23 protein-coding genes, 1 tRNA gene and 1 pseudogene are annotated in these 25,115 nt (G+C 53.3%); 6 read left to right on the top strand and 19 right to left on the bottom strand.

Features of this window, described 5'->3' with window-relative positions:
• Nucleotides 1–30: 30 nt before the first annotated feature.
• From ABJI30_RS11405 to gspJ, 5 genes are all read right to left on the bottom strand, one after another.
• Complete coding sequence (locus ABJI30_RS11405; protein WP_348016815.1) at nt 31–2,340, bottom strand: EAL domain-containing protein; 2,310 nt, start codon at nt 2,338–2,340, stop codon at nt 31–33.
• A 190-nt stretch (nt 2,341–2,530) separates the two neighbouring features.
• Nucleotides 2,531–3,583: a Glu/Leu/Phe/Val dehydrogenase dimerization domain-containing protein gene (locus ABJI30_RS11400; RefSeq protein WP_348016814.1), complete on the bottom strand. Its 1,053-nt coding sequence runs from the start codon at nt 3,581–3,583 to the stop codon at nt 2,531–2,533.
• A gap of 133 nt (nt 3,584–3,716) precedes the next feature.
• A tRNA-His gene (locus tag ABJI30_RS11395) sits at nt 3,717–3,793 on the bottom strand.
• 105 nt (nt 3,794–3,898) lie between these two features.
• Nucleotides 3,899–4,894, bottom strand: a complete 996-nt coding sequence (gene gspK / locus ABJI30_RS11390; protein ID WP_348016813.1) for a type II secretion system minor pseudopilin GspK — start codon at nt 4,892–4,894, stop codon at nt 3,899–3,901.
• Nucleotides 4,891–5,505, bottom strand: a complete 615-nt coding sequence (gspJ, locus tag ABJI30_RS11385; protein WP_348016812.1) for a type II secretion system minor pseudopilin GspJ — start codon at nt 5,503–5,505, stop codon at nt 4,891–4,893. The genes gspK and gspJ overlap by 4 nt, the downstream gene beginning before the upstream one ends.
• Before the next feature lie 108 nt (nt 5,506–5,613).
• Here gspJ and ABJI30_RS11380 point away from each other — a divergent pair, with 108 nt between their 5' ends.
• From ABJI30_RS11380 to ABJI30_RS11360, 5 genes are read left to right on the top strand one after another with little or no spacing between them, the layout of a single operon-like run.
• Nucleotides 5,614–6,258: a 2OG-Fe(II) oxygenase gene (locus ABJI30_RS11380; protein WP_348016811.1), complete on the top strand. Its 645-nt coding sequence runs from the start codon at nt 5,614–5,616 to the stop codon at nt 6,256–6,258.
• 15 nt (nt 6,259–6,273) lie between these two features.
• Nucleotides 6,274–7,497 carry an Nramp family divalent metal transporter gene (locus ABJI30_RS11375; protein ID WP_348016810.1) on the top strand — a complete coding sequence of 408 codons (1,224 nt, stop codon included), beginning with the start codon at nt 6,274–6,276 and terminating at the stop codon, nt 7,495–7,497.
• Complete coding sequence (pxpA, locus tag ABJI30_RS11370) at nt 7,494–8,252, top strand: 5-oxoprolinase subunit PxpA (protein ID WP_348016809.1); 759 nt, start codon at nt 7,494–7,496, stop codon at nt 8,250–8,252. The genes ABJI30_RS11375 and pxpA overlap by 4 nt, the downstream gene beginning before the upstream one ends.
• Complete coding sequence (locus ABJI30_RS11365; RefSeq protein WP_348017811.1) at nt 8,252–8,920, top strand: carboxyltransferase domain-containing protein; 669 nt, start codon at nt 8,252–8,254, stop codon at nt 8,918–8,920. The genes pxpA and ABJI30_RS11365 overlap by 1 nt, the downstream gene beginning before the upstream one ends.
• Nucleotides 8,917–9,861, top strand: coding sequence for a biotin-dependent carboxyltransferase family protein (locus ABJI30_RS11360; RefSeq protein ID WP_348016808.1), 945 nt, complete (start codon nt 8,917–8,919; stop codon nt 9,859–9,861). The genes ABJI30_RS11365 and ABJI30_RS11360 overlap by 4 nt, the downstream gene beginning before the upstream one ends.
• 30 nt (nt 9,862–9,891) lie before the next feature.
• Here ABJI30_RS11360 and rpmE read toward each other — a convergent pair whose 3' ends face one another.
• The 14 genes and pseudogenes from rpmE to ABJI30_RS11290 form a co-directional block, all read right to left on the bottom strand.
• On the bottom strand, nt 9,892–10,122 hold the full coding sequence (rpmE, locus tag ABJI30_RS11355) for a 50S ribosomal protein L31 (protein WP_348016807.1): 231 nt from the start codon (nt 10,120–10,122) through the stop codon (nt 9,892–9,894).
• A gap of 110 nt (nt 10,123–10,232) precedes the next feature.
• Nucleotides 10,233–10,691: a 3-hydroxyacyl-ACP dehydratase FabZ gene (fabZ, locus tag ABJI30_RS11350; protein ID WP_348016806.1), complete on the bottom strand. Its 459-nt coding sequence runs from the start codon at nt 10,689–10,691 to the stop codon at nt 10,233–10,235.
• An 8-nt stretch (nt 10,692–10,699) separates the two neighbouring features.
• On the bottom strand, nt 10,700–11,353 hold the full coding sequence (locus tag ABJI30_RS11345) for an OmpH family outer membrane protein (protein ID WP_348016805.1): 654 nt from the start codon (nt 11,351–11,353) through the stop codon (nt 10,700–10,702).
• Complete coding sequence (gene bamA, locus ABJI30_RS11340) at nt 11,353–14,040, bottom strand: outer membrane protein assembly factor BamA (RefSeq protein WP_348017810.1); 2,688 nt, start codon at nt 14,038–14,040, stop codon at nt 11,353–11,355. Before bamA ends, ABJI30_RS11345 begins: the two co-directional genes overlap by 1 nt.
• 164 nt (nt 14,041–14,204) lie before the next feature.
• The gene (gene rseP / locus ABJI30_RS11335; protein WP_348016804.1) at nt 14,205–15,329 is read right to left on the bottom strand and encodes an RIP metalloprotease RseP; all 1,125 of its coding nucleotides are present in this window, start codon (nt 15,327–15,329) and stop codon (nt 14,205–14,207) included.
• The gene (locus ABJI30_RS11330) at nt 15,326–16,495 is read right to left on the bottom strand and encodes a 1-deoxy-D-xylulose-5-phosphate reductoisomerase (RefSeq protein ID WP_348016803.1); all 1,170 of its coding nucleotides are present in this window, start codon (nt 16,493–16,495) and stop codon (nt 15,326–15,328) included. The genes rseP and ABJI30_RS11330 overlap by 4 nt, the downstream gene beginning before the upstream one ends.
• Nucleotides 16,495–17,295, bottom strand: coding sequence for a phosphatidate cytidylyltransferase (locus tag ABJI30_RS11325; protein ID WP_348016802.1), 801 nt, complete (start codon nt 17,293–17,295; stop codon nt 16,495–16,497). The genes ABJI30_RS11330 and ABJI30_RS11325 overlap by 1 nt, the downstream gene beginning before the upstream one ends.
• Before the next feature lie 3 nt (nt 17,296–17,298).
• A complete protein-coding gene (locus tag ABJI30_RS11320; RefSeq protein WP_348017809.1) occupies nt 17,299–18,060 on the bottom strand; it encodes an isoprenyl transferase in 762 nt (253 codons plus the stop codon).
• Between the two features lie 2 nt (nt 18,061–18,062).
• A complete protein-coding gene (frr, locus tag ABJI30_RS11315; protein WP_348016801.1) occupies nt 18,063–18,620 on the bottom strand; it encodes a ribosome recycling factor in 558 nt (185 codons plus the stop codon).
• A 33-nt stretch (nt 18,621–18,653) separates the two neighbouring features.
• A complete protein-coding gene (gene pyrH / locus ABJI30_RS11310; RefSeq protein WP_348016800.1) occupies nt 18,654–19,388 on the bottom strand; it encodes a UMP kinase in 735 nt (244 codons plus the stop codon).
• Between the two features lie 121 nt (nt 19,389–19,509).
• Nucleotides 19,510–20,433 carry a translation elongation factor Ts gene (tsf, locus tag ABJI30_RS11305; protein WP_348016799.1) on the bottom strand — a complete coding sequence of 308 codons (924 nt, stop codon included), beginning with the start codon at nt 20,431–20,433 and terminating at the stop codon, nt 19,510–19,512.
• Between the two features lie 465 nt (nt 20,434–20,898).
• Nucleotides 20,899–21,645: pseudogene (gene rpsB / locus ABJI30_RS11300) on the bottom strand (30S ribosomal protein S2); the annotation flags it as partial.
• A gap of 438 nt (nt 21,646–22,083) precedes the next feature.
• On the bottom strand, nt 22,084–22,896 hold the full coding sequence (locus tag ABJI30_RS11295; RefSeq protein WP_348016798.1) for a phosphatidylcholine/phosphatidylserine synthase: 813 nt from the start codon (nt 22,894–22,896) through the stop codon (nt 22,084–22,086).
• Nucleotides 22,897–22,933: 37 nt separating this feature from the next.
• Complete coding sequence (locus ABJI30_RS11290) at nt 22,934–23,668, bottom strand: phosphatidylserine decarboxylase (protein ID WP_348016797.1); 735 nt, start codon at nt 23,666–23,668, stop codon at nt 22,934–22,936.
• Between the two features lie 189 nt (nt 23,669–23,857).
• Between ABJI30_RS11290 and ABJI30_RS11285 the strand changes: the two genes are divergently transcribed.
• Nucleotides 23,858–25,078 (top strand): NADP-dependent isocitrate dehydrogenase, encoded by a 1,221-nt coding sequence (locus ABJI30_RS11285; protein ID WP_348016796.1) that lies wholly within the window; start codon nt 23,858–23,860, stop codon nt 25,076–25,078.
• Nucleotides 25,079–25,115 lie beyond the last annotated feature (37 nt).

Raw genomic sequence — 25,115 nt, 5'->3', positions numbered from 1 at the left:
TTTCTCGCTGATCCAGACTCGGATAGATGTTTAGGCTGCCTCAACCCGCGCGAGATCGTTCGTCAATCCTGCGATGACGGTATATATTTCCTCGGGCGGCACAGGTTTGCTGAGGAAATACCCCTGCACCTGATCACATCCTTCTGCTTTCAGGAATTCAAGCTGATCAACATTTTCAATACCTTCGGCAACGGTTTGAAAATTCAACGCGTGCCCAAGATTGATAACAGCCGAAATAATCGACCCCGTGCCTTCGGAACTCCCGGCATCCCGAATAAAGCTTTGATCGATTTTGACATCGTTAAATGCGAAAGACCGCAAATAGCTCAGCGAAGAATAACCAGTACCAAAGTCATCAAGTGCGATACGGACTCCCATTTTCTGCAGTGTTGTCAGCGTTTTACGTGCTTCTTGAACATTGTCGATCAACACCGTTTCGGTGATCTCCAGTTCGAGGCGGCTTGGCTTCAGCTGATAGGCAGCCAGGGCGCGGAGTATTTTAGTGCTGAATGCAGAATCCTTGAGTTGAATGGCAGAAACATTGACTGCGATCCGGATATCCTCGGGCCATTTGGATGCCTGACGACAAGCCTCCAATATCACCCAGTCCCCAATCGAAACGATCAGATTTGCCTGTTCCATGAGCGGGATAAATTCATCCGGCGCAATTTCGCCCAACTCGGGATGATTCCAGCGGAGCAAAGCTTCAAATGAAACAACCTTCTGGCGTTCGAGACTGACGATTGGCTGATAGCACAGGCGCAACTGATCATTCTTCAGCGCCGTTTTCAAATCGAGCCGCAATTTTCCCGATCTGTGATAAAGTTCGCCGAGTTTCTGATCATAGAAACGACAGTCTTTCGAACCACTGTCCTTTGCCACGTACAGGGCAATGTCCGCACTTTTTACCAGCGTCTCCGAGCAAGGCGCCTGGTCCGACGATATGGCAGCACCGAAACTTGCACTGGCATCAATCCTTTGACCTTCGATCAGGAAATCGTCGTCAAAGCAGCCTTCCAGCTGTCGTGCCGTTTTCTGAAAATCGGGGTCGTTGAGACGTTGCTGTTTGATAATCGCAAACTCGTCACCACCGATTCTGGATACCAGGTTGATATCCGGAATATTTGCAAGTCTCTGCGCCACCTGGATCAGCAATTCGTCCCCGGCCGGATGACCGAGATTGTCATTTATGGTTTTGAAGTTATCGAGGTCGATCAGAAACAGGGCGACAGGGTCGACCGGGCATGATTCCTGACCCAAAAGAGTCTCGAGCGTTTCATTATGTTCTTTTCTGTTTGCGATTTCTGTCAGTTCATCCAGCCGTGCGACGTTTCGCAACTTCTCGCGCAGCCGTGACTGATCAGTCACGTCTTGCACCACACCGACCAATCCAATAATCTCTCCATTTTTAAATTCCGGTTCCCCGATATTTCGGACACGTTTGCGCACGCCATTCTCAGTTATAAAGTCGGTTTCAATATCAAATAGCTCGCATTCCCCGATCGCCAGTTGAAGCGCGCTGTAGAGTTCTGTCGCGGCCTCGCCGGGATAATAGCTCAATATTCTGTCAAAGTCCGGAACAGCGCCGATTGGAAGTTGATGCATTTTGAATATCTGTTCCGACCACTCCAGTTTGAAATTTTCCAAAGTCAGGCGCCATGACCCAATTTTAGCAATATTTTCCGCATGACGAAACTGGCGGTTCGCCATGTCCAGTTTCATTTGCAGGGCCTTTTGTTCGGTAATGTCAAAATTCACTCCAACATAGCCGGCAATTTCGCCATTCTGATCTCGATACGGGCTGCAAAGCACTGCAATCCAGATGGTTTTTCCCGAGGGCTGTTGAAAACGGAAATCCATTTTGAACATGCGTTCATGTGTGACCGCCAAATCCCATTCTGCCCAAACCTGTTCGCGATCATCCGGATGGATGGCATCCGCCCAGCCTGGTCCGATTGCCTGTTCCCATTGCAGACCACTTAAATTCAACCAAGACTGATTGACGTAAATGCAGTCGCCATTGCTGTCGGTAAGAAATATTCCGGCCGGAGACATATCAGCCAGCGTTTGAAATTTCTGATCATCTTCCGGCTTGCGGATGCCATCTGCCAGCAAGACACTGTCCATCTTGACCAAGCCCGTGTCATTTGTGATTTCGATTTCGCCGCCGGGTTGATGCGACCGTTCCAATGCAGCGGGGCTGAACGATTGAGCCATGGCACTCTGGGTGGACAGACTGCGTGACAATTGTGATTGCCCATCCTTCCGTTTCAAGACGAGCAAGAATATCGGCAGGGTCAAGCCGAGAATCAACAGGATCAATATTCCTTGTTCACGCATCGGTTTCGATCACGTAACGCATGGGAATTCGAGGATTGCAAACATGAGTCCAATAACGGATTGGACAAAATAATGTTTACCATGAAACCAGGTTCAAAATTGTTCTGCGGGCGGTCTTGACCAACGAACGCGGCCAATCACGTGACAAAACACGGTCGGACCTACATATTTTTATATAGTTTCTACAGGTTTACGGGCGACCGATCAGGCTTCGAGCCATTTTGTCCGCGACAACTGCGGAAGGCAGTTTCAAGCTCGCACTCTGATCCCAGATTTCGGTCAATCGATCGGGGATACGATCGACCCGGCTGTTAACCTCGGTCACATCGCTGTCCCCCAGATACTCCAGTCCGACACTGATAATCCCGCCAGAGTTGATGACATAATCCGGCGCAAACAAAATTTCACGGTCGAAAAGTCGCTGGCCATCTTCGGGCGTGGCGAGCTGGTTATTGGCACCGCCTGCGACGATAGGCACATTCAGATGCGCAATCGAAACTGTGTCCAGAATGGCTCCGAGTGCATTGGGACTGAACACATCAGCTTCGAGACGCATGACATCGTCAAGCCCGACAACCTCCGCGCCAATTTCATCGGCAAGCGTCTGGGCATGATCCTTGTTGATATCTGCTATGCTAAGCTTTGCACCATCTTTCGCGAGCAGTCGAGCCAGACCGCCGCCAACACTGCCGACACCCTGGATGGCGACGTGAACGCCGTCCATGTCTTTGCGTCCCAGTTTGTGGGCCACAGCGGCTTTTACGCCCAGATACACACCTTTGGCCGTAAATGGTCCCGGATCGCCGCCGGCATGACCGCTGTTGCTGACCGGGAGGCCCGATACAAAGGCGGTTTGTTTGGCAACTTCGACCATGTCTGCGGTACTGATTCCAACATCCTCCGCGGTGACATAGCGGCCCGCCAGAGAATCAATCATCCGGCCAAACGCAGCCATCATGTCGGGAGTTTTCGTGCGATTTTGATCAGCCAGAATGACAGCTTTTCCGCCGCCCAGCGGCAGGCCAGCCAAGGCATTTTTGAAACTCATTCCGCGTGACAGTCGCAGCGCGTCGGTCACCGCAGTTTCCCGGTTTTCATAGTGCCAGAAGCGCGTTCCCCCTGCACCCGGCCCAAGATGGGTTGAATGCAGCGCAATAATCGCGCTCAGGCCAGTTTCGTGATCATGAAAAAAGTGGACAGCTTCATGTCCATCAAAATCAGGCAAATCCCACATCACCGACATTTCAAAAAACCTTTGGTTAGAACGCAATAATATTTGAACGTGGTATAATAATATTACAAACTTCACTTGTCACCAAAAGAGTTTCCGGTGGAAGCAAGCTATAACAATATTTCGAAAATGCTGTTTCCAAAACTGGGGCGATCGAGGGGTCTCGAACCCCCGACCTCCGGTACCACAAACCGGCGCTCTAACCAACTGAGCTACGATCGCCACAACCTTGCTGCATACAGATCCGTCTGATGCGCGACGCTGCATAGGGATGCCGAGGGGGGAAGGTCAAGTATTTACAGCGCTGCACAATGCAAATTTATCACCTTACAATGCATCGCCTCGCCGCCGGTGAACAAGACGTGCAGGTTGCCGCGCAGCATCGACCAATGCATCTTCCTCGACCAAAGCACTTTGCATCTCGACCGCAAGCGCCAGCCGGAACCAGCGCGTCGTGACCCTGACCTGAGATTCTGTGTCTGACGTTACATTAAAGCTTGCCGGTACCGATTGAGACCAGAATTCGGCAGCACTGGCAAAACCAACCTCGGGACGGTTGCCCAGAAACTGCCGAACCTGGACGCTGTTGGTCGGAGAACTCGAGAGGATTTCAAGAAGCAGGGAGCGTTCCGGGCGCAATGTATTGACGTTTATGGGAGACAGGTCCGTGACCGGCAAGGCGCATATCCAGGGCGCAAGACGGGCATAAATCGCGGCATCGAACCCTTTGATAGCGCGCAATTCACTGATGTCGACAAGCAGACCGTTGGCCGTCCGATAAGGATTGTCGAGTTGCAGATAATAATCATCTTCGGCCCCGCGCGGCGTTGCTACATTGTTGCTGTCCAGCCAGTCGGTAACTGACTCGGCGATATCACTGGCATCCCCATCCGGCACATCCAGCCGGATCATCAACCGGACAAACTGGTCAAATCCGGTTTGCCGCGCAGCAAGAACAGCGCCTCGCTGTTCCACGAGGCTGTTGATATTGAAGCAGTTCCCTCCGTCCGAGATAACAGCGGTTATGACACCGCCAGGAACCGGCACTATATTTTCCTCGCCATTCCAGCCTCCGAAATTCGTGGTCCGGTCGGGAGAGATGGATACGATCTGACGTGCCGTTTCCATACCCATGGATTCCGCCGCCACCACATAGGCTTTGGCCTGACTCAACTCGCGCGAGTTCGACGTCAGCTTGGCCGCGCCAGCCAATCGATCGATACCGTGGGCCGCCAGTATCGCCAGCACCGCAACCAGCAACAAAACCGTAAGCAAGGCCGCTCCGCGCTCCCTTTTTGGGGAAGTAAAACTGGTCTTGCTCATAAATAGCCTGTGCCGATCAGGAACAGGTGCCGATAGGTTCGACCGGATTGTTCAAACTGTATCTCCAACGCTCGAGGCATGTCATTCATCCGTTCGGATTGCCATTGGTCGAGCCAACGGCCGCGTTTGTCACGATAGCGCATCTGCACATTTTCCAGACTGTCGATCAATATAGCGGGATCACTTATCGCACCCCCGTCCGTCATCGCATATTGATAGCGCTGCAGACTTCCATCTATCAATCGATAGGATACGCGCTGCAAATTGGACCGGGGCTCATCGTTGACATTGCTCTGACCGCTCCGGGTAAACGTCAATATATCATCATCCGAAGCTCTCTCATCGGCGGCAAAGGCAGGGTTTCTGTTACCCTCCTCATCCCGGTATGTGCGCGCTATCGCCTGACTGAGATCCGCTTCCATGAGCGAGACCAGTCTTTGCATTTCCGCCATGCCGCGCAAATTCTGATCCGTGACTTCATTGGAATCAACCGCGGAACGCAGCAGTCCAACGCCCGCCACCGCGAGCAGAGAGAAGATCAGCAGCGCGACCATCATCTCCACCAGCGTGAAGCCGGAGCGCCGACTATCAAAGAGATTTTCGGTTGTCATATCAAATATTTCTATAACCGCATCCATCCCATGCGCAAACAGCAGTTGCGATGGCACCGAATTCATTTAGTCTGCGCAGCACGACAAGCAATATTTCTGGATAGCCCGATGCTCGAAACCAGCACGACATCTGCAGAATTTCTGGTCGCTCTGGGCGGAGTGCAGCGCTATCCCCACAAAGATATAGAATTGTGCATCATCAAGAACTTCCTCAGACCGGTAGAATGTGAAAGTCTGATCCAGCTCATCGACGAAAAACGCCGACCATCGACAATTGCAGATGCAAATGGTGATGATTATTTTCGGACCAGCGAAACCTGTGATCTCGATCATCACGATCCGTTCGTGACTGAAATCGACCAGAAAATCTGTAATTTTGCGGACATTCATCCAAAATATGGTGAACCGCTCCAGGGACAGCGATATGCAGTTGGTCAGGAGTTCAAGGCCCATACCGACTATTTTGACCCCGACGGCCTCGATTTCAAAAAATTCTGTACGATATCCGGGCAGCGGACCTGGACCTTCATGATCTACCTCAACGAACCCGGCGCGGGCGGCGCTACCAGCTTCACGCATTTGAACAAGAAATTTGTTCCAAAAACCGGAACTCTTCTCTGCTGGAATAACATGCGAGCGGATGGCACAGTCAATGACCGAACCATGCATCACGGAATGAAGGTGCGCAGCGGGACCAAATATGTCATCACCAAATGGTATCGCGAGCGCCCATGGCCATGGTCGCCGGAATAAACCAGGGAATAGCCAATGAAACTATCCGCTTACCGCCCTGGACCGGGCATGATGGTATCTGCTGCGTTTATCGGTCCAGGAACGGTTACTGCCTGCACACTGGCAGGTGCGAATTTTGGATTTGCCCTCATCTGGGCACTGGTATTTGCAACTGCGACCACCATCCTGCTGCAGGGTTTTGCGGTTCGGATAGCACTGGTATCCCGTATGGGACTGGCGGAAGCCATGATGCAATCCGTCAGCACGCCCATTTTTCGCCTTCTTGCGGCGCTGTTGCTGATTGCGGCGCTGGTTTTGGGGAATGCGGCATATGAAGCGGGGAATATCTCTGGCGCCGTACTGGGTGTCGAGGCCCTTTCAGGTGCCGATATCGGAGATGCTCGCCCGCTGGTCATCATCGCCATAGCATTGCTCGCCGGTGCGCTGCTGCTATTCTCCAAGCCCAAATGGGTCGAACGGGTGCTGATATCCCTGGTACTCCTGATGAGCGCAGCGTTCCTGGTGACATTCGTTCTTACCAAACCGGATATTGGCGCAATTCTCGCAGGCTTTATCCCGCATGTTCCGGAGGACGGTTTGCTGACAGCGATCGCGTTGATCGGGACAACCATCGTGCCGTATAATCTGTTCCTCCACGCCGCCAGTGCCAGAAATCGGTGGGAATCCCCGACGGGATTGCCGGAAGCACAGGCAGACAATGTCATATCCATCGGATTGGGCGGATTGATTTCGATCACCATATTGGCAACCGCCGCCGCCAGCATGTTCGGAACAGACCGTGAAATTGCCAATGCTGCGGATATGGCAGCACAGCTCAGCCCGGTCTTCGGCAATTTTGCATCTGTCATGCTGGGAATCGGACTGTTTGCTGCCGGCCTGACATCCGCCATAACGGCGCCTCTGGCCACGGGCTATATCGTGCAGGAAATATTTGGAAAATCGGCAGAAGACGGTTCGCGTTTACCGTTTAATCTGGCGGCACTTCTGGTGATTTTATCGGGCACTTTTGGAGCGCTGTTGAGCTATAGTCCGGTCGAGATCATCTTCATCGCGCAAATCGCCAATGGCCTGTTATTGCCTGTTATCGCTGCATTTCTTCTGAAGCTGGCAAACAACAAGGCGATACTTGGCGAACATGTGAACAGCTGGAAGGCGAATATCGCCGGAGGCACGGTTCTGATCGTGACCAGTCTGTTAGGCATTCGCCTGATCGCACGGGCACTGGGCTACTGGCCATGATCAAGACAATCGACCTCAATGCAGATCTGGGTGAAGACGAGAGCCCGGATGGAATCGCCCGGGACCTCACCATCATGCAAGTGATTTCCAGCTGCAATATTGCCTGTGGAGGGCATGCCGGTTCAGCGCGCAGCATGGAAACGATGCTGCGGGCGGCAAAGCGGCACAATGTATCTGCCGGAGCGCATCCATCCTATCCGGATCGAGACAATTTTGGCCGGTCAACCATGGAAATTTCTGCGGAAGACCTGACCGTCAGTTTGCAGGGCCAGTTGAGAGATATTACTGCCATTGCCCAACAGACTGCTGTGAAGCTTTTTCATCTCAAGCCGCACGGTGCACTCTATAATGACGCTCAGGATGATCCGCAGCTCAGTGATCTTCTTGTTGCTCTCGCCAAAAAGGAGCAACTAGCCCTGGTCGGCATGGCGGATACGGTGCTGGCAGACACCGCCAGACGCAGCGGAATACGGTTCATTGCAGAAGCCTTTGTCGATCGTCGCTATGATGACCACGCCCGTCTCGTTTCGCGCAATATCGAGGGAGCCGTGATTGCCGGTGAAGAGCCAAGACTGGAACAGGCTCTGGCGCTGACAAATGCGGCCCATATCACGACCGCATCCGGAGGCCTCATCACCGTCCCCACCGAAACATTGTGTCTGCATTCCGATAGCAAGGGTGCGCTGGAAACAGCGCGTGTCATTCGCCGGGGAATAGAGCGCAGTGGCGTCGAGATTGCCAGCCCGCAGTCGTGATGGAAGCGAACCCGGAAATTTATGTCTGCGATGACTGGGTTAACTGTGAAGTCCGCAATCGGTCAGATATTCATGCGTTTGGCAGGATATTGCAGGAATCGGGATGCTGGCAGGATATCATACCCGGTCTGGACAGCATTGCCGTACAGTTTGATCCCGCCAGATATACGCCGGAAGAGGCTCGGAACCTTTTTGCAAATTTGCTGCAACAATCACCAAAAAGTGCACCGCCGCCACCATCTTTGATCGAAATTCCAATCTGCTATGACGAGGAATTTGGCTATGATATTGAGAGAGTTTCGGAGCTACTGAAACGCTCGTCCGACGAGTTTATGGCATGGCACAGCAGCCTCTCGTTCACAGTGACAATGTTGGGGTTCATGCCCGGCTTTGCTTATCTGGCCTGCAACCAGACGATTCCTGACATAGGGCGGCTCGACAGTCCGCGCCAAAAAGTCGCGGCCGGTTCCATTGGCATGATCGGAGTTCAGGGCTGCATTTACCCGTTTGACAGCCCGGGTGGCTGGCCCATTGTTGGCCGAACGCCGCTTTCTCTGTTTGAGCCCGGAAAAAGCCCGCCGAATATCCTGCAACCTGATCAGGCGATCCGGTTTACCCGGATTGACCACCACCAGTTTGATCGGATCGCCAAGGATCATAATTCATGACCTTTACTGTTATCCGACCGGGAATGCAGACCACGCTGCAAGCCATGCCGTTTACGGGCTATCGCCATCTCGGCATGCCAGCGGCGGGGGCTGCGGACTGTCTGTCATTCGCGCTGGCCAATCGCCTGGTTGGCAAGGATCGTTCAGAAGCCGCGGTCGAAGTCACGCTGGACAGGGCCGAATTTGTTGCGGACGAGCCATGTGCAATCGCAGTCACGGGGGCCGCCAGCCAATTGCGGATCAACGACAAACCGGCGGCTCTGCATCAAACCACACCAATCCGGAAAGGAGATAGGCTTGTCATCGATGCCGCACGGAGCGGTTGCCGGTCCTATCTGGCGGTTTCGGGAAAACTTCAATCTGAAGCCGTACTGGGCAGCCAGTCCACATATCTGGGTGCAAGGCTTGGCGGCTTTCAGGGCCGTGCATTAAAAGCAGGTGATCGTCTGGATTGTTCAAATTCAGATCAATCTGTCCCGATTGTTCGGACACCCGAGAACCTGCGACCGGTTCACGGCGACAAATATCTGCTTCGGATCATTGCGGGACCAGAATATTCGGTTTTGAACGAACAATCCCGACAATCTCTGGAACATGTCAGGCATCGCGTCAGCATGCGTGCCAATCGTATGGGTCTGGGACTCACAGGCGTGAACCTTCACACCGAGGAAATGTCTTCCATGGCCAGCGCCGCGGTGTTCCCTGGCACGATCCAGTGCCCACCTAATGGAGAGCCGATTTTGCTGGGATCTGACGCGCAGACAACCGGCGGATATCCCAGAATTGCACAAGTGATCCGTGCAGACCGACATCTCATCGGCCAGCTACGTTCAAATGCAGAAGTACAGCTTTTGCTCATCACGACAGAGCAAGCCGCACAGATCTATCGTCAGAAGCTAGTGCTCCTGAAGCCGTGGCTTGGCGATATCAGCCTGTGGTAAGCGCCCGCGGCGCCCGGCACAGGACCAATATTAGCTTTTCTTGAGCGACAATCCGCCGAAGCGCTTGTTGAAGCGTGCAACTTGTCCGCCAGCATCCAGCAAACGCTGGTTTCCGCCGGTCCATGCAGGGTGTGATGTTGGATCGATATCCAGCTGCAGCGTCTCGCCTTCTTTGCCCCAGGTCGAGCGCGTTTCAAACACGGTTCCGTCCGTCATTTGAACCTTGATCATGTGATAATCGGGATGTGTATCTTTTTTCATTTTCTGCTCCATAGCGGGCTGGTTTCCGACCAGATCCCCAAGCGAATAATTTGTTGAGAAGCGGCGCATTAACCGCCGCCGCTACAAAGTGCAAGATTCTTTTGTTCCGGTCAGGCCGCAGGCGGATCGGCAATCATCGCCGTAAAACTCGCCTCTGCGGCCAGTTTGTCGCCAATCATTGCTTTTCCGGCGAATTTACAAACTCTCGGCCGCTTCTGCACAAATTCAACGTTGAGTGAAAGCAGACAGCCTGGCTCGACGGGCTGACGGAACTTGGCGCCGTCAATGGCCATGAAATAGACCAATTTTCCGGACCCAACCAAATCAAAACTTTCCATCGCCAGAACGCCAGCGGCCTGCGCCAGCGCTTCCACGATCATAACGCCCGGCATGATTGGACGACCCGGGAAATGTCCCTGGAAAAACCCTTCGTTCATTGTCACGGCTTTCACCGCGCGAATGGATTCATCCTTGACCAGTTCTTCAACCCGGTCGACGAGCAACATGGGGTAACGGTGTGGAAGCACCGCCATCACCTTGGTGACGTCATAGTCCAACAGTTCAGCCATCGCCGCGATTACCGTCCGGTTGGCTGAGCGGCAGCTGGCTGCTGCTGTGCGTTTTGCTGCGATTGGCCTGGTTGCCAGCCTGCAGGCGGTGTGATCGAAGCCGAAGGAACAAGTTTGTTCAATTCAGCTACGATATCGTCGGTGATATCCACATATGGCTCACGCGCGACAGTCGCTTGCGGCGAAATCACCAAATCAACATTCTTGGCTTTCATTGCTGTCTGGATGGCAGCGGTCAATTGCAGGCTAACCTGTTCTTGTACATAAGATGTGGCGAGCGTGACACGCTGCTGCAAACGCGCCAGTTCTTGCTGTCCGGACGTCCGCTTCGCTTGCAATGCCTGTGCCTGAGGCTGCACCGTCTGCGCATTGGCACCCGGCTGCTGAACAGCAGCATTATAAGCTGCGACCAGTGGCTGAATTTCAGTCTGCAACGCCGCGGCACGCGCGTTGGTCGCGTCAATATCAGCTTTGTAGGTTGTTTTCATCTGGGTCACGGCAGTCTGATACGCCTGCGATCGCACAACGGCGGCTTCGTAATTGGCCGTAGCGATACCTGTGCGCGACTGTGCCGAGGCGGGCGCTGCAACAATTGCCGGAACCGCAATAGCGGTCATCGCGAGAGCCGCAGATTTCAAAAGGGTTTTGGAAAAATTGGTCATCAGAATTGTGTTCCTACGTTAAATGTAAATAATTTGGTGTCATCGCCCGGTTCCTTGAGAAGCGCTTTGGCGACATCGATCCGGAATGGACCAAATGGTGAATTCCAGTTTACCCCGATACCGACTGATAGTCGAGGCTTTGGACTATCACCAAAGAATTGCTCTACAAAATTAGTGGCGATCGGGTTTGCAACGCCATTGGCGTCGACTGCATCGATGACCCGAACGACAGCTCCCATGTCATCTCGAGCGAGGAATAGCGGTCCAGTCGCGGTTACCGCCACTTGAGTACCTGTGCCATCATCCATTGTCACAATTGCACCGGTCGCATCCCTGACGGCAACTGTTCCCGTGGTCTGCGTCTGCGCGTCGGTGAGCAGCAATGGCTGGGTCACGTTAAATACCGCGCCAACATCCACAAAGATCGACGGACGCAGGCCCAGTTCACGCGCGCCGGAACCGAGAGGAATTTCCAGTTCGGCCCGGCCGAGATAATAAGCCCGTCCACCGATCGCATCGTCTGATTGCTGGCCCTGGTTATTTTCGATGATGGGCATGTTCACCAGGTTCCCATTGTCATCAATGGCTGGAACCGTTCCACTGCGAACCACTCGGGGGCCGACGCCGCGAATATCAAATCCGCGAATTTGCGGTTCACCGAGGAAAAACCGGTCCGTCAGTCGGACATCATCAATGCCATCGAGAGCGCTGCCGCGGTTTTCCAGGGGGTGGATATAACCACCCTCACCGCTTACCGTGAAGATGAAATCTCCCAATACGCGCCAGTGCTTGGATGCATTTACGACACCGCGAAGATATTTGACGCTACCGCCAAGGCCTGCAAAGTCGAGGCTTCCAACAATTGTCTGACCACGGGTTGGTCGAACGCGACTGTCACGATCATCATAAATCAACGAGGTACCAAGCGACGAGGTCGTTCGCTTGCCGATGGCATCGCACAGAAAACGTCCAGCCCGAATGGGATCGCAGGCCAAAACGCCATTCGCATTTTGCGAGAAGAACAGGTCCTCGTCCAGAGTAACATCGTCAAAACTCAGGCCGTATCGCAGTGACGCGGAGAGATATTCAGTGATCGGAACACCTGCACGTATCTGGAAACCTGTCGTCAGCTGTTCAAATGTGGTTCGCCGATCGCCAGTACTGCCGAAACCGAAACTGTTCAAATCACGGCGGAACAAGTCCACCCCGACCGCGATGTTGCGGTCAAACAGATAGGGTTCGGTAAATCCAAGCTCGATGGCCTGAGAAAAACTGGAATAGCTGACACTTGCCCGCAATTCCTGTCCTTTGCCGCGGAAATTTCGCTGACGGACAGAAGCCTGGAGAATAAAATTCTCGACGCTGGAGAAGCCGGCCGAAAGCTGCAACTCGCCGGTCGCCCGTTCTTCAACATTCGCCTCCAGAATAATGCGGTCAGGCGCACTTCCCTGTTTTTGTTCAATTTCCAGTTCTTCCTGGAAAAAACCCAGAGACTTGATCCGGTTAGCAGAGCGTTTGACCTGGAAGCTGTTAAACGCATCGCCTTCATTCAACCGGAATTCACGGCGAACAACCTTGTCCACGGTCAGCGTATTCCCGTTAATGTCAATCCGCTCGACATATACACGGGGAGTTTCGGCCACCCGGAAGACGATACTCATCGTCAGGTCTTCTTTATTCCGATCGAACTGTGGTCGGACGTCGGCGAAAGCATATCCAAATAGACCCGCGGTTTCAGACAGCGATTCAACCGTGTCCTCAACTTGCTTGGCATTATATTCATCACCGGTTTTCATCGGCAGAAGGGGGGTCAGTGTATCAGCCGTAAAATCCCGGATTTCACTTTCTACCGACACTTCACCGAACTTATACTGTTCGCCCTCTTCCACCACATAGGTGATGATGAAGTCTTTTTTGTCAGGCGTCAGTTCAGCTACAGCGGAAATGACCCGAAAATCGGCATAGCCTTCGGTCAGATAAAATTGCCGCAATTTCTGCTGGTCAAATGCGAGACGATCCGGATCATAAGTATCGCTGGAACTGAAGAATCTGTAAAAGCGTGCCTGCTTCGTCGCCATTTCGCCGCGCAGCTTGCCGTCAGAGAATTTCTGGTTGCCGATAATGTTTATCTGCTGGACCTTGGATTTCGGACCCTCGTTGATTTCGAAGACAATATCGACCCTGTTTTGGTCAAGCTGGACCATTTTCGGTTCGACGCTCGCCGCAAAGCGACCTTTGCGTTTGTAGAGTTCAACGATGCGCGCAACATCTGCCCGCACTTTGGACCGGGTGAAAATCTGCCGGGGTGCAAGGCGAATTTCAGGATATATCTTGTCTTCCTTGATCCGTTTATTGCCCTCGAGCAAAATCCGGTTGATCACCGGGTTTTCAACCACTTCGATCACCACAGCGCCGCCGTTATTCCGGATGCTCACATCCTTGAACAATTCGGTCTCAAACAGATCCTTCAGCGCCTGATCGGCATTTTCCTGGGTATATGTCTGGCCGATACGAAGCTGCATGTACGAAAGTACGGTACTGGGTTCGAGCCGCTGGGAGCCATTGACCACGATAGACCGAATCGAATTGTCTATGGGTGCCACCTCGGGTGGCGTCACTTCTGGCGTTGCAACTGTTTCCTGCGCCGTTGCCGGTGCTGCAATTCCTGTCAAAATCGTACCGCACATCAGGATGGGCAGGAGCCGTTTCTTTTGCTTCACAGACTAACTCGCTTTCACGCCTTAAATTCAAAATTTCCAGTTAATGGCAAAAACTGCATTAACTTTGCGAACCCCCTGCCCCAACCAGGCCCATCAATCAATGGGCAATCAATAGGCAATAACCAGACCGGCTAACCGCCAAATGCCCGGAACAGTCCAAACGACGACAAATCATTAAATGTCACGACCAGCATGAACATCATTACGAGCGCAAAGCCCGAACGGAATGCCCATTCCTGTACCTTCGGATTAGCAGGTTTCCTCCTCACTGCTTCAATCGCGTAGAGCATCAAATGCCCCCCATCGAGCATGGGGATTGGCAGCAGGTTGATGAACCCCAAGTTAATTGAGATCAGGGCAATGAAGAATATGAACTGGTTGAGCCCGGCAGCAAATTGCTCGCCTGAAACCTGAGCAATTTTCAATGGCCCGCCAAGTTCGGCAATTGAACGCCGCCCGCTGATAACCTGCCCGAGGGTTGTCACAATCAGATCAACAATCTCACCGGTTTGCCGAACGGCAACAACCGGTGCTTCGGCCAGTGACACGTCCCGGATGTTTTTGGCCGGAAAGGGCAACCCCATCAGGCCAACCTTGTACTGGTTGCCGAATCTGTCTTCTTCGATCCGAAAACCGACAACGCCCGAAACAGTCATTTCTTGATTATTGCGCTCGATTTCTACCGTCACCTTTTCGTCCGGACGTATGGCTACCTGCTGCGCAAATTGTTCAAAGGTTCCAATATCGCGATCGGCGAAGGAGGTGATGATATCTCCTTTTTGGAGACCCATTTTTTCTGCGGCAGAATCGGCAGCAACGTCCATGACAACCGGCGGGCGATAGGGCTCGCCATAAGCCAGTGCAAATCCGGCAAGAATCAAAGCCGCAAACAGGAAATTTATGGCAGGGCCGGCGAACACAATCGCTGCCCGTTTCCAGAGAGATTTGGATTGAAAAGTTCGGTTGCGTTCTTCCGGCGGGAGAGCCAGCCATTCATCACTCGGCGTGCTCGCCGGGTCCATGTCGCCTGCAAACTGGACATAACCGCCCAGTGGCAGCATGCACACTTTCCAGCGTGTCCCGCGCTTGTCGGTCCAGCCGGTAATTTCCTTGCCAAATCCAATCGCAAAAGTTTCAGCCTTGACCCCGCACCAGCGGCCCACGAGATAATGGCCCATTTCATGCACGAACACCAGCAATCCGATGGTGATCAGAAATGCGAACAAAGTCAGCAATAATCCAGGGTTTTCAGTCAAACTTTCATTTCCTCAACTACCAAATCAGCCCTGCAGCGCGCTTCTTCGTCGGCTGCGAAAATATCCGCAAGACTGACAGGTTGCGGCGGGCTATAACTACTAAGCACCCGCGATACAATCTCCGTTATGTCCAGAAACTGAACGGCGCCTTTGAGAAACGCAGCCACAGCAACTTCGTTTGCGGCATTGAGTATCGCCGGCTTGACACCTCCGTCCTCAATCGCCGAACGCGCAAGCTGCAATGCCGGAAAACGGTCATAGTCCGGCGCTTCAAAATCGAGATTGCCAATTTCGGCTAAATCAAGAGGTTTGCACTCGGTTTCCATCCGGTCCGGCCATGCAAGACTACTGGCGATGGGAATGCGCATGTCAGGAGAACCCAGCTGTGCCAGAGTCGAGCGATCACGATATTCCACCATGGAATGAATGACCGATTGGGGATGCACCAATATGTCGATATTCGCCAACCCAACCGGAAAAAGGTGGAAGGCTTCGATCAACTCCAGCCCCTTGTTCATCAATGTCGCGCTGTCGACGGATATCTTCGCTCCCATATCCCAGTTGGGATGGGCAACGGCCTGTTCCGGAGTGACTGCAGCCATCCGATCAAGAGACCATGTCCGGAAAGGTCCGCCACTTGCGGTCAATGTGATCTTGCGGACCTGGTCAATATGCCCACCCTGCAGGCACTGGAAAATTGCATTATGTTCTGAGTCCACCGGGAGAAGAGTCGCACCGCTCCGCGTGGCTTCTGCGATCATCAATTCGCCAGCTGACACCAAAGCTTCCTTGTTGGCCAGGGCTACGGTCTTCCCGCACGCAAGAGCAGCCAGAGTCGGGGGAAGTCCGGCGCAACCAACGATTGCCGCCATTGTCCAATCCGCACCGCGGGCTGCTGCTTCGACGAGGCTTTCGGCACCGCAGGCCGCTTCAACCGAACTCCCGCCAAGGGCTTCCTTCAAAATCTGATATTGCGCAGCATCTGCAATGACTGCGATTTCGGCATCAAACTCCTTTGCGAGTCTGGCCAGTTCCAGCGCATTTCCATTCGCGGTCAGTGCGATAACGCGATATTTTTCCGGCTCGAGCCTGATCAGATCCAGCGTCGAAGTGCCAACGGATCCGGTAGCCCCGAATATCGATACGGTTCGGACAGACCCGGCCATCAACTATTGGTTACCAACATGAATACAGCCACCAGAGGGGCAACCGGAATGAGTCCATCAAGCCGATCCATTACCCCGCCATGACCCGGAAAGATCGTCCCGCTATCCTTTGCACCAGCCTGGCGTTTCAGCCAGCTTTCAAACAGATCGCCCATTTGCGCAACCACAGCCAGAGGCATGCTGAGCAGAACCAGACGGAACGGAAGTTGCCAGTAGGCATGCAATACAAAGCTGAACAACGCAGTGACCAAAACGCCGCCAACAAGCCCTGCCCATGTTTTGTTCGGACTGAATTTCGGCGCCAGCTTCGGTCCGCCGATGGCCCGTCCCGCAAAATAGGCACCAATATCGGTCGCCCAGACCAGTGCCAGGGTCCAGAACAGAATCAGAAGTCCATTGTCTATGCCTCGCAAATACAACACCGCAAGCGCGGGAAGACCGGCGTAGATCACGCCATATGCCAGACGTAATGACTTATCGAAGACCGAGACGAAAAGCGCGGCTCCAAAGATCATGCCCAGTGCCAGAAAGGACGGTCCCGCCGCCAGCGGTGACATCAACGCCAGTGGGATGAACAGCGCGTAGATAGCCAGTTTTTTATTTTCCTGGCGCCCGACAAGTGCCGACCATTCGGACAAAATTCCCATCGCCATGAGAGTCACCAACAACCAGAGTGCATGCTGGCCAATCGGATGGTTTCCCACAACAAGGGTGAACACGGTAACGGCAACCAGCGCGACGCCGACGACAACCCGCGTTCGCAACTCGTTTTGCACAGCCGGCGTTTCAGAATTGTTCATTTGCTATCTGCCGCCAAACCGGCGCTGGCGATCACCAAAGGATCGCAAAGCCTTTTGCAGCTCTCGCTTGTCAAAGTCCGGCCAGAGCACATCGGTGAAATAGAGTTCCGAATATGCAGCCTGCCAGAGCAGAAAATTGGACAGTCGTAACTCTCCAGATGTACGGATCAAGAGATCCAGCGGCGGCAAGTCTGCGGTGTCGAGAGCATCGGCAATATGACCGGCATTGATCTTGTCCGGCTCGACATCACCTTGTTGAACGGCTCCCGCGATCGTCTGCACCGCCCGGATGATTTCATCCTGTGCGCCGTAGTTGAGCGCAATCGCCAAAGTCATCCTGTCATTGCCCGCGGTTCGATCGAGCGCGCCTTCAATAAGCCTTACAATATCGGGTTCCAAGCCCTTGTAATTACCAATAACTTTCAGCTTGATGCCATTTTCGACAAACTCTTCGATATCCGATTGGATATATTGGCGCAAAAGCCCCATGAGGTCGCTAATTTCATCCCGTGGCCGGTTCCAGTTCTCGGAAGAAAATGCGTAAAGCGTCAGCACCTCGATACCAGTCTCGCCCGCCACCCGCACAATGTTGCGCACCGCCTCAACACCTTTTTTGTGACCAAGCGCGCGCGGCAGATGCTTCTTCTTGGCCCAGCGACCATTGCCATCCATGATGATCGCAACGTGGCGCGCACCGAAAGTCGAATCTTTCACAGCGCTGGCTGCTGCTGATGAATCTTGCGATTCCTTTCTGGCAGGTCGCAGGTTCACTGTGTCAGGATTTCTTTCTCTTTCGCATCCGCAAGTGTGTCGGCCTCTGCGATCATCTCGTCCGTCAGTTTCTGGACTTCCGTTTCGAGGCGTTTTTTGTCGTCTTCGCCAATTTCTTTTTTGCTTTCATCCGCCTTGATGTCATCCATGCCATCCCGCCGCACATTGCGGATGGCAATTCTGGCTTTCTCGGCAAACTGACCGGTCATTTTTGCAAGTTCTTTCCGGCGTTCTTCGGTCAGGTCCGGAATTGGCAGGCGAATATTGGGACCATCGATCATCGGGTTGAGGCCAAGTCCGGCCGATCGCACTGCTTTTTCTACCGGTTGAATATTACCCTTGTCCCAGACCTGGATCGACAGCATGCGCGGCTCCGGCACAGAAACCGTTGCCACCTGATTGAGCGGCATTTTTGATCCATAAACCTCGACGGTTATCGAATCCAGAAGCGCTGTATTGGCCCGACCTGTCCGCAATCCGCTCAAGTCATGCTTCAATGCTTCGAGCGATGCACTCATGCGCTTGCTCAATTCGGCCTTGTTATATTTCGCCATTCTGATTTCCTCTAAAATTCAATTGTCCAACGGTTATTTGCCCGCATTTACGATTGTTGCTGTTCCGCCTCCGCCAAGCACATCTGCCAGATTGCCTTGTTCGCGGATAGAAAATACCACGATCGGAATATCATTGTCCCGGCACAAAGCGATTGCGCTGGCATCCATGACTTTCAGATTGTCACTGAGAACGGTATCATAGCTCACCTGCTCATAGCGCACGGCATCCGTGTTGCTCTTGGGATCGCTGTCGTAAACGCCGTCTACGCTGGTCCCCTTGAGCAACGCATCGCACTGCATTTCCGCTGCGCGCAAGGCTGCGCCGCTATCCGTGGTAAAATAAGGACTGCCCACGCCGGCAGCAAATATCACCACCCTGCCCTTTTCCAGATGGCGCAGAGCCCGGCGCCGGATGACCGGCTCGCAAACCTGATCCATTTCAATCGCCGACTGTACCCGGGTTGTAACACCCAGTTGCTCAAGCGCGTTCTGCATCGCCAGCGCGTTCATCACGGTTGCGAGCATACCCATATAGTCTGCCTGCGCCCGGTCCATGCCGCCCGCTGCGCCGGCCACACCGCGAAAAATATTTCCGCCGCCGATGACCAGACAGAGTTCAAAGCCGGCTTCCTTTGCAGCTTTCACTTCCGCTGCAACACGGCTGACCGTTTCAGGATCGATTCCGAACTCCCCCGATCCCATCAGAGCTTCGCCCGAAAGCTTCAGCAAAATGCGCTTGAACGCTGGCCGTTTCACCGGTTTATTCATACAGGCTTCCATCCCGTTGGCACGATCCGCCAATCCCAAATATGACAATGGCGCAGACCATAGTTAGTCCGCGCCACTGTGCCAAGCGTTACCGCCCGAATTTATTTTAACCGGGAAACAATCAGTTTCCGGCAACGGCTGCAACTTCTGCAGCGAAATCTTCTTCTTTCTTCTCAATGCCTTCGCCCAGCTGATACCGAACATATTCGGTCAGCTTGATTTCCGCACCGGCGTCTTTGCCAGCCTGCTCAACAACCTGAGCGATGGGCGTTTTGTTGTCCATGACGAAAATCTGGCTGAGCAAAGCGTTTTCCTTGGCAAATTTTGCCATCGCGCCATCAACCATTTTTTCGACGATGTTTTCCGGCTTGCCAGATTCAGCCGCTTTCTCGGTTGCGATGGTGCGTTCACGCTCCAGCATGTCCTGATCAAGACCATCTGCATTCAGCGCCAGCGGGAATGCCGCAGCAATATGCATCGCGATCTGCTTGCCCAAAGGCTCCAGAACATCTGCGCCTGCGGTGCTTTCGAGCGCGACCAGAACGCCAATCTTGCCCATGGTGGGCGTTACGGCATTGTGAATGTATGGCACAACCAGACCGCTGCTCACGGCAACGGTTTTCATCCGGCGAATCGCCTGGTTCTCACCGATGGTTGCAATGTTATTGGTCAGTTTTTCCTGGACCGTGCCGCCATCCGGATAACCGGCAGCTGCCAAAGCTTCAACATCGTCACTCCCGAGTTCCAGAGCGACATCGGTTACAGCGCTGACAAAACCCTGGAACTGTTCGTTCTTGGCAACAAAGTCGGTTTCGCTGTTCACTTCAACTGCGACACCCTTCGTACCGGCAACAGCAACGCCAACCAGGCCTTCTGCTGCAGTACGGCTTGATTTCTTCTGTGCGGCGGCCAGCCCTTTGGTGCGCAGCAAATCAACAGCGGCCTCAACGTCGCCGTTGGTTTCGCTCAATGCCTTTTTGCAATCCATCATGCCTGCGCCGGTGCGCTCACGCAGTTCTTTCACTGCTGCTGCTGTAATAGCCATGTCTATGTTTCCTCAATTTCGGTTTGGGGATGAAAACGAAAGGGCGGCAACCGTGCCGCCCCTTCCTGTTCTTGTGCGTTCAATATATTACTGAACGGGGACGCTTCAAGCTTATGCCTTTTCGTCGGCTTTCTTGTCGTCATCTTTTTTGGCTGCTGCTTTTTTTGCAGGAGCCTTTTTAGCCGGAGCCTTTTTTGCTGCTGGCTTTTTGGCTGCAGGCTTCTTTGCAGGAGCTTTTTTCGCGGCAGCTTTTTTGGCTGGAGCCTTTTTTGCAGGTTCCTTTTCGGCCGGCGCTTCTTCTGCAGGAGCAGCTTCTTCAGCTTTCACTTCTTCAGCAACCGCTTCCGTTTTTGCTTCTTCTGCCGGAGCAGCTTCCGCTTTCGGGGCCTCGGCAGCTATTTCAGCAATATCAGCCGCAGCGGCTTTTTCGCCGGTTGCCATTGCACTGGCATTGGCTTCGCTGGAAACAATCTGTTCAACAGGTGGTGCAATTTCTGCTCCCAGATCCTTACCGGATGCGGCAGCCGCTTCCTGGCCGCCCTTGGTTGCGGCAGCAGCGACAGATTCACAATATAGACGAATGGCACGCGCCGCATCGTCATTGCCCGGAACCGGGAATGCGATGTTGCTGGGATCAACGTTCGAATCGAGGATCGCCACAACCGGAATACCCAGAACATTGGCTTCCTTGATTGCGAGCTCTTCCTTGTTGGCGTCGATCACGAACATTACGTCGGGGATACCGCCCATGTCGCGAATACCACCAAGAGACAGTTCCAGCTTGTCGCGTTCGCGGGTCATCTGAAGGGCTTCTTTCTTGGTGAAGCCTGCCATGTCACCGGAAAGCTGCTCTTCGAGCGTCTTCATCCGGCGGATGGAATTGGAAATGGTTTTCCAGTTGGTCAGCATTCCGCCGAGCCAGCGATGGTTTACGAAATGCTGGCCACTTGCACGGGCGGCTTCTGCGATCGGCTCTTGTGCCTGACGCTTCGTACCAACGAACAATACCTTGCCGCCTGATGAAACCGCATTGGCGATAAAATCAAGTGCGCGAGCGAACAATGGAACACTCTGCGAGAGATCAAGAATATGAACGCCATTACGGGCACCGAAGATATATGGTTTCATCTTCGGGTTCCAGCGGTGGGTCTGGTGGCCGAAATGAGATCCGGCTTCAATCAATTGCTGTAGGGTGACGACAGGGGCCGCCATAATATTTCTCCTTATCCGGTTATGCCTCTGGAAAGCTGAGAACCTCGGTCGCCCTGAAAGGACGGCTTTGGCACCGGTATGAGTGCTTTCCATGTGGAATGAGCGTGCCGTTAAAGCGGTGCGGAGCATTTTGCAAGCCCTAAGCACCGCATCATGTAACCTTTTTGCATTCTCAGCGTAATTTAAGGGCAGAACAAATAAATCTTGACAATGAGAACATTAATAGAACATTATGCGTTCATACAAAGAACATGTGGGAATTTTCAATGCTGACAATCGTAACAACCGCCATTTTTGCCTTCGCCTTCTTCGGGGCTATTTCCGTGATTGCCTATATGTTCGTGTCTTATCGCGAGAAAATCGAAGCAGTGATTCGCTATCAGTTGGAAGACAATGGTACGCCTGCGATCACATCCTGCAAGACGCGGGTTCGCCGGATTACTCCGGTGCGTCCGACCGCAATATGTCGTCAGCCGGTTCGGTCTGCTCCATTCGCCGTTGCCGCTTGACTTTGGCATAGCTTCGGACGCTGAACGGGATCAGCACGACATATCCGATACTGATCGCGCAAAGTGTGATCCACGGATTGTTGAGCAGCGCCACCCCGACCAACGCGAACAGAGCCAGAGCTTCCAGCCTGATATTCTTTCTCAGCCGCAATGATGACCAGCTATATGTTGCGGTGTTGGAAATCATCAGGAAGGCAATGATGACAATCCACGGCGCCACGATCGCATAGTGACGGAAGATTTCCTGTCCCGTGATCATCCACAGATAAAGAGGAAGCATTGCGAGCCCTGCCGCGACCGGAGCCGGAATGCCGGTCAGAAACCCGGCTGATTTATGCGGCTGGTCTTCGTCATCAATTTGCGCATTGAAGCGAGCCAGACGCAATGCACATCCCACGGCCATGGTCAGTGTCAGTACCCAGCCAAATTGCGGCATGTGCTGAGTGGACCATAAAAACATGATCAGCGCCGGAGCAACACCGAAAGCAATAACGTCCGACAACGAATCCAGCTCCGCACCAAAACGACTCTGTGCATTAAGTAGCCGCGCGATCCGGCCGTCCAGTCCGTCCAATATGCCAGCCAGAACAATCGCCCCGGCGGCCAGCACCCAGTTTTCCAGATAAGCAAAGCGAACCCCGCTCAAACCAATGCTGAGTGCGAGAGCTGTTACAGCATTCGGAATAAACTGCCGCAGAGAGATACCGCGCTCTGGCCGACTGTTTCCGTTCGATCCCGTCACAGGCTGGACCAGATAATCAGAAGGCCAATATCGGTTTTCACTGGCCGACGCCTTCAATCTCTTTCATGGCACCGACTTCGGCGATCACTGTCTCACCGGCGATTGTTCTTTGCCCGAGCACGACATTTGGCGTCGTTCCCTTGGGCAGATACACATCTACCCGGCTGCCAAACCGAATCAATCCGATCCGCTGACCCGCAGCGACAAAATCACCTTCCTTGACAAAGGACATGATCCGCCGCGCGACCAGTCCGGCAATCTGCGTAAAACCGATTTTCAGACCATCATTGCGCTCGACCATGAAGTGCTGGCGTTCATTCTCTTCGCTCGCCTTGTCGAGATCGGCATTCAGAAACTTGCCGGATATATAGGCCTGACGCTTGACCGTACCCTCAATCGGCGTCCGGTTGATGTGGACATCAAACACGCTCATGAAAATGGAAACCCGCAACAGCTCCTCATCACCAAGGCCGCCTTCGCCCTGTAATTCAACCGGAGGTACAACCGGCATGATCAAATTCACCAGGCCATCGGCAGGTGCGACAATATATTTGTCATCCAGCGGAGTAACCCGCTTGGGATCGCGGAAAAATGCGAGAACCCAGATGGTGACGCCGGCCATTGGCCAGGCAAGTGTTTCCCATGCCAGAAACGCAAAAGCGGCCGTAATCAGACCGGAGATCACTGCAAATTTGCGGCCTTCGGGGTGAACGGGGGGAAAGGACCACTTGGCTTCACCAAGACCCTTGTTGGAATATTTCTCTATCGCCATAACCGCTACTTAGGGAGAGTGACCTGTTCTGACAACACTCCTGACCTCCGCTTTGAACTTTTCCGTTGATTTGCTGTGCATATTCATCGGCCTGCGGGAACAGATGGTTGAACATATGGCGATCTTTGCTAAGAGATTGGCCAACAACATTCCTCCCGCCTAGTCCAATTCAGGAAAGAGCTCTCTAATATGTCGAAAATTAAGGTCAAAAACCCGGTCGTCGAACTTGATGGTGACGAAATGACACGCATCATCTGGCAATGGATTCGCGAAAAGCTGATTGAACCTTATCTCGATATTGATCTGCACTATTATGATCTGTCTGTCGAAAAGCGTGATGCAACGAACGACAAGATTACGGTTGATGCTGCCAATGCGATCAAGAAACATGGCGTCGGTGTAAAATGTGCAACCATTACACCCGACGAAGCACGTGTTGAAGAATTTGACCTGAAGCGGATGTGGAAATCGCCCAATGGCACCATTCGCAACATTCTGGGCGGCGTTGTCTTTCGGGAACCTATTGTGATTGACAATGTACCTCGCCTCGTACCCGGCTGGACCGATCCGATTGTGATCGGACGTCACGCTTTTGGCGACCAGTATCGCGCGACTGACATGCTGATCCCCGGCCCTGGCAAACTCCGCATGATTTTCGAAGGGGATGATGGCAGCGTGCAGGATGAGGAAGTTTTTCAGTTCCCGTCAGCCGGTGTGGCGATGTCGATGTACAATCTGGACGATTCGATCCGTGATTTCGCTCGTGCCAGCATGAACTATGGCCTGCAACGCGCCTGGCCGGTCTATCTCTCGACCAAGAACACCATCATGAAAAAATATGACGGGCGTTTCAAAGACCTGTTTGAAGAAGTGTTTGAAGCCGAATTCAAAGCTGATTTTGACAAAGCGGGCATCAGCTATGAGCACCGCCTGATCGACGACATGGTTGCAGCAGCGATGAAATGGTCCGGAAAATTTGTCTGGGCATGCAAAAACTATGATGGCGACGTGCAGTCCGATACCGTCGCTCAGGGCTTTGGTTCCCTGGGCTTGATGACATCAGTCCTGATGACGCCAAGCGGTGATTGCGTTGAAGCAGAAGCGGCACATGGTACCGTGACCCGGCATTATCGCCAGCATCAGCAAGGCAAGGCGACTTCGACCAACCCGATTGCCTCGATCTTCGCATGGACGCGCGGTCTGATCTATCGCGGCAAATTCGACAACACACCGGAAGTTACGAAATTTGCGGAAACGCTGGAGCGGGTTTGCATTCAGACAGTCGAGAACGGCAACATGACCAAGGATCTTGCAATTCTGATCGGTCCGGATCAGGCGTGGATGACAACGGAACAGTTTTTCGAAGCCATTCGCTCCAATCTCGAAACCGAGATGGCAAGCTGGAAATAAGGCCGAGGCACTTTGATGTGCTGACAAACAAACTGGT

It is taken from the genome of Parasphingorhabdus sp. (assembly GCF_039968395.1).
Lineage (GTDB): Bacteria > Pseudomonadota > Alphaproteobacteria > Sphingomonadales > Sphingomonadaceae > Parasphingorhabdus.
Note: the sequence above shows the minus strand (reverse complement) of the source record. Positions and strands in the feature narration are given on the sequence as shown.

Bases quoted from the DNA above. Each gene is read 5' to 3' on its own strand.
- ABJI30_RS11285 (WP_348016796.1), top strand. From the start codon at position 23,858: ATGTCGAAAATTAAGGTCAAAAACCCGGTCGTCGAACTTGATGGTGAC.
- ABJI30_RS11365 (WP_348017811.1), top strand. From the start codon at position 8,252: ATGGAAGCGAACCCGGAAATTTATGTCTGCGATGACTGGGTTAACTGT.
- ABJI30_RS11360 (WP_348016808.1), top strand. From the start codon at position 8,917: ATGACCTTTACTGTTATCCGACCGGGAATGCAGACCACGCTGCAAGCC.
- ABJI30_RS11375 (WP_348016810.1), top strand. From the start codon at position 6,274: ATGAAACTATCCGCTTACCGCCCTGGACCGGGCATGATGGTATCTGCT.
- ABJI30_RS11325 (WP_348016802.1), bottom strand. From the start codon at position 17,295: ATGAACAATTCTGAAACGCCGGCTGTGCAAAACGAGTTGCGAACGCGG.
- tsf (WP_348016799.1), bottom strand. From the start codon at position 20,433: ATGGCTATTACAGCAGCAGCAGTGAAAGAACTGCGTGAGCGCACCGGC.
- gspK (WP_348016813.1), bottom strand. From the start codon at position 4,894: ATGAGCAAGACCAGTTTTACTTCCCCAAAAAGGGAGCGCGGAGCGGCC.
- ABJI30_RS11330 (WP_348016803.1), bottom strand. From the start codon at position 16,495: ATGGCCGGGTCTGTCCGAACCGTATCGATATTCGGGGCTACCGGATCC.
- rpmE (WP_348016807.1), bottom strand. From the start codon at position 10,122: ATGAAAAAAGATACACATCCCGATTATCACATGATCAAGGTTCAAATG.
- fabZ (WP_348016806.1), bottom strand. From the start codon at position 10,691: ATGGCTGAACTGTTGGACTATGACGTCACCAAGGTGATGGCGGTGCTT.
- ABJI30_RS11400 (WP_348016814.1), bottom strand. From the start codon at position 3,583: ATGTCGGTGATGTGGGATTTGCCTGATTTTGATGGACATGAAGCTGTC.
- pxpA (WP_348016809.1), top strand. From the start codon at position 7,494: ATGATCAAGACAATCGACCTCAATGCAGATCTGGGTGAAGACGAGAGC.
- ABJI30_RS11405 (WP_348016815.1), bottom strand. From the start codon at position 2,340: ATGCGTGAACAAGGAATATTGATCCTGTTGATTCTCGGCTTGACCCTG.
- ABJI30_RS11380 (WP_348016811.1), top strand. From the start codon at position 5,614: ATGCTCGAAACCAGCACGACATCTGCAGAATTTCTGGTCGCTCTGGGC.
- ABJI30_RS11345 (WP_348016805.1), bottom strand. From the start codon at position 11,353: ATGACCAATTTTTCCAAAACCCTTTTGAAATCTGCGGCTCTCGCGATG.
- bamA (WP_348017810.1), bottom strand. From the start codon at position 14,040: ATGTGCGGTACGATTTTGACAGGAATTGCAGCACCGGCAACGGCGCAG.
- frr (WP_348016801.1), bottom strand. From the start codon at position 18,620: ATGGCGAAATATAACAAGGCCGAATTGAGCAAGCGCATGAGTGCATCG.
- pyrH (WP_348016800.1), bottom strand. From the start codon at position 19,388: ATGAATAAACCGGTGAAACGGCCAGCGTTCAAGCGCATTTTGCTGAAG.
- ABJI30_RS11290 (WP_348016797.1), bottom strand. From the start codon at position 23,668: ATGGCGATAGAGAAATATTCCAACAAGGGTCTTGGTGAAGCCAAGTGG.
- gspJ (WP_348016812.1), bottom strand. From the start codon at position 5,505: ATGACAACCGAAAATCTCTTTGATAGTCGGCGCTCCGGCTTCACGCTG.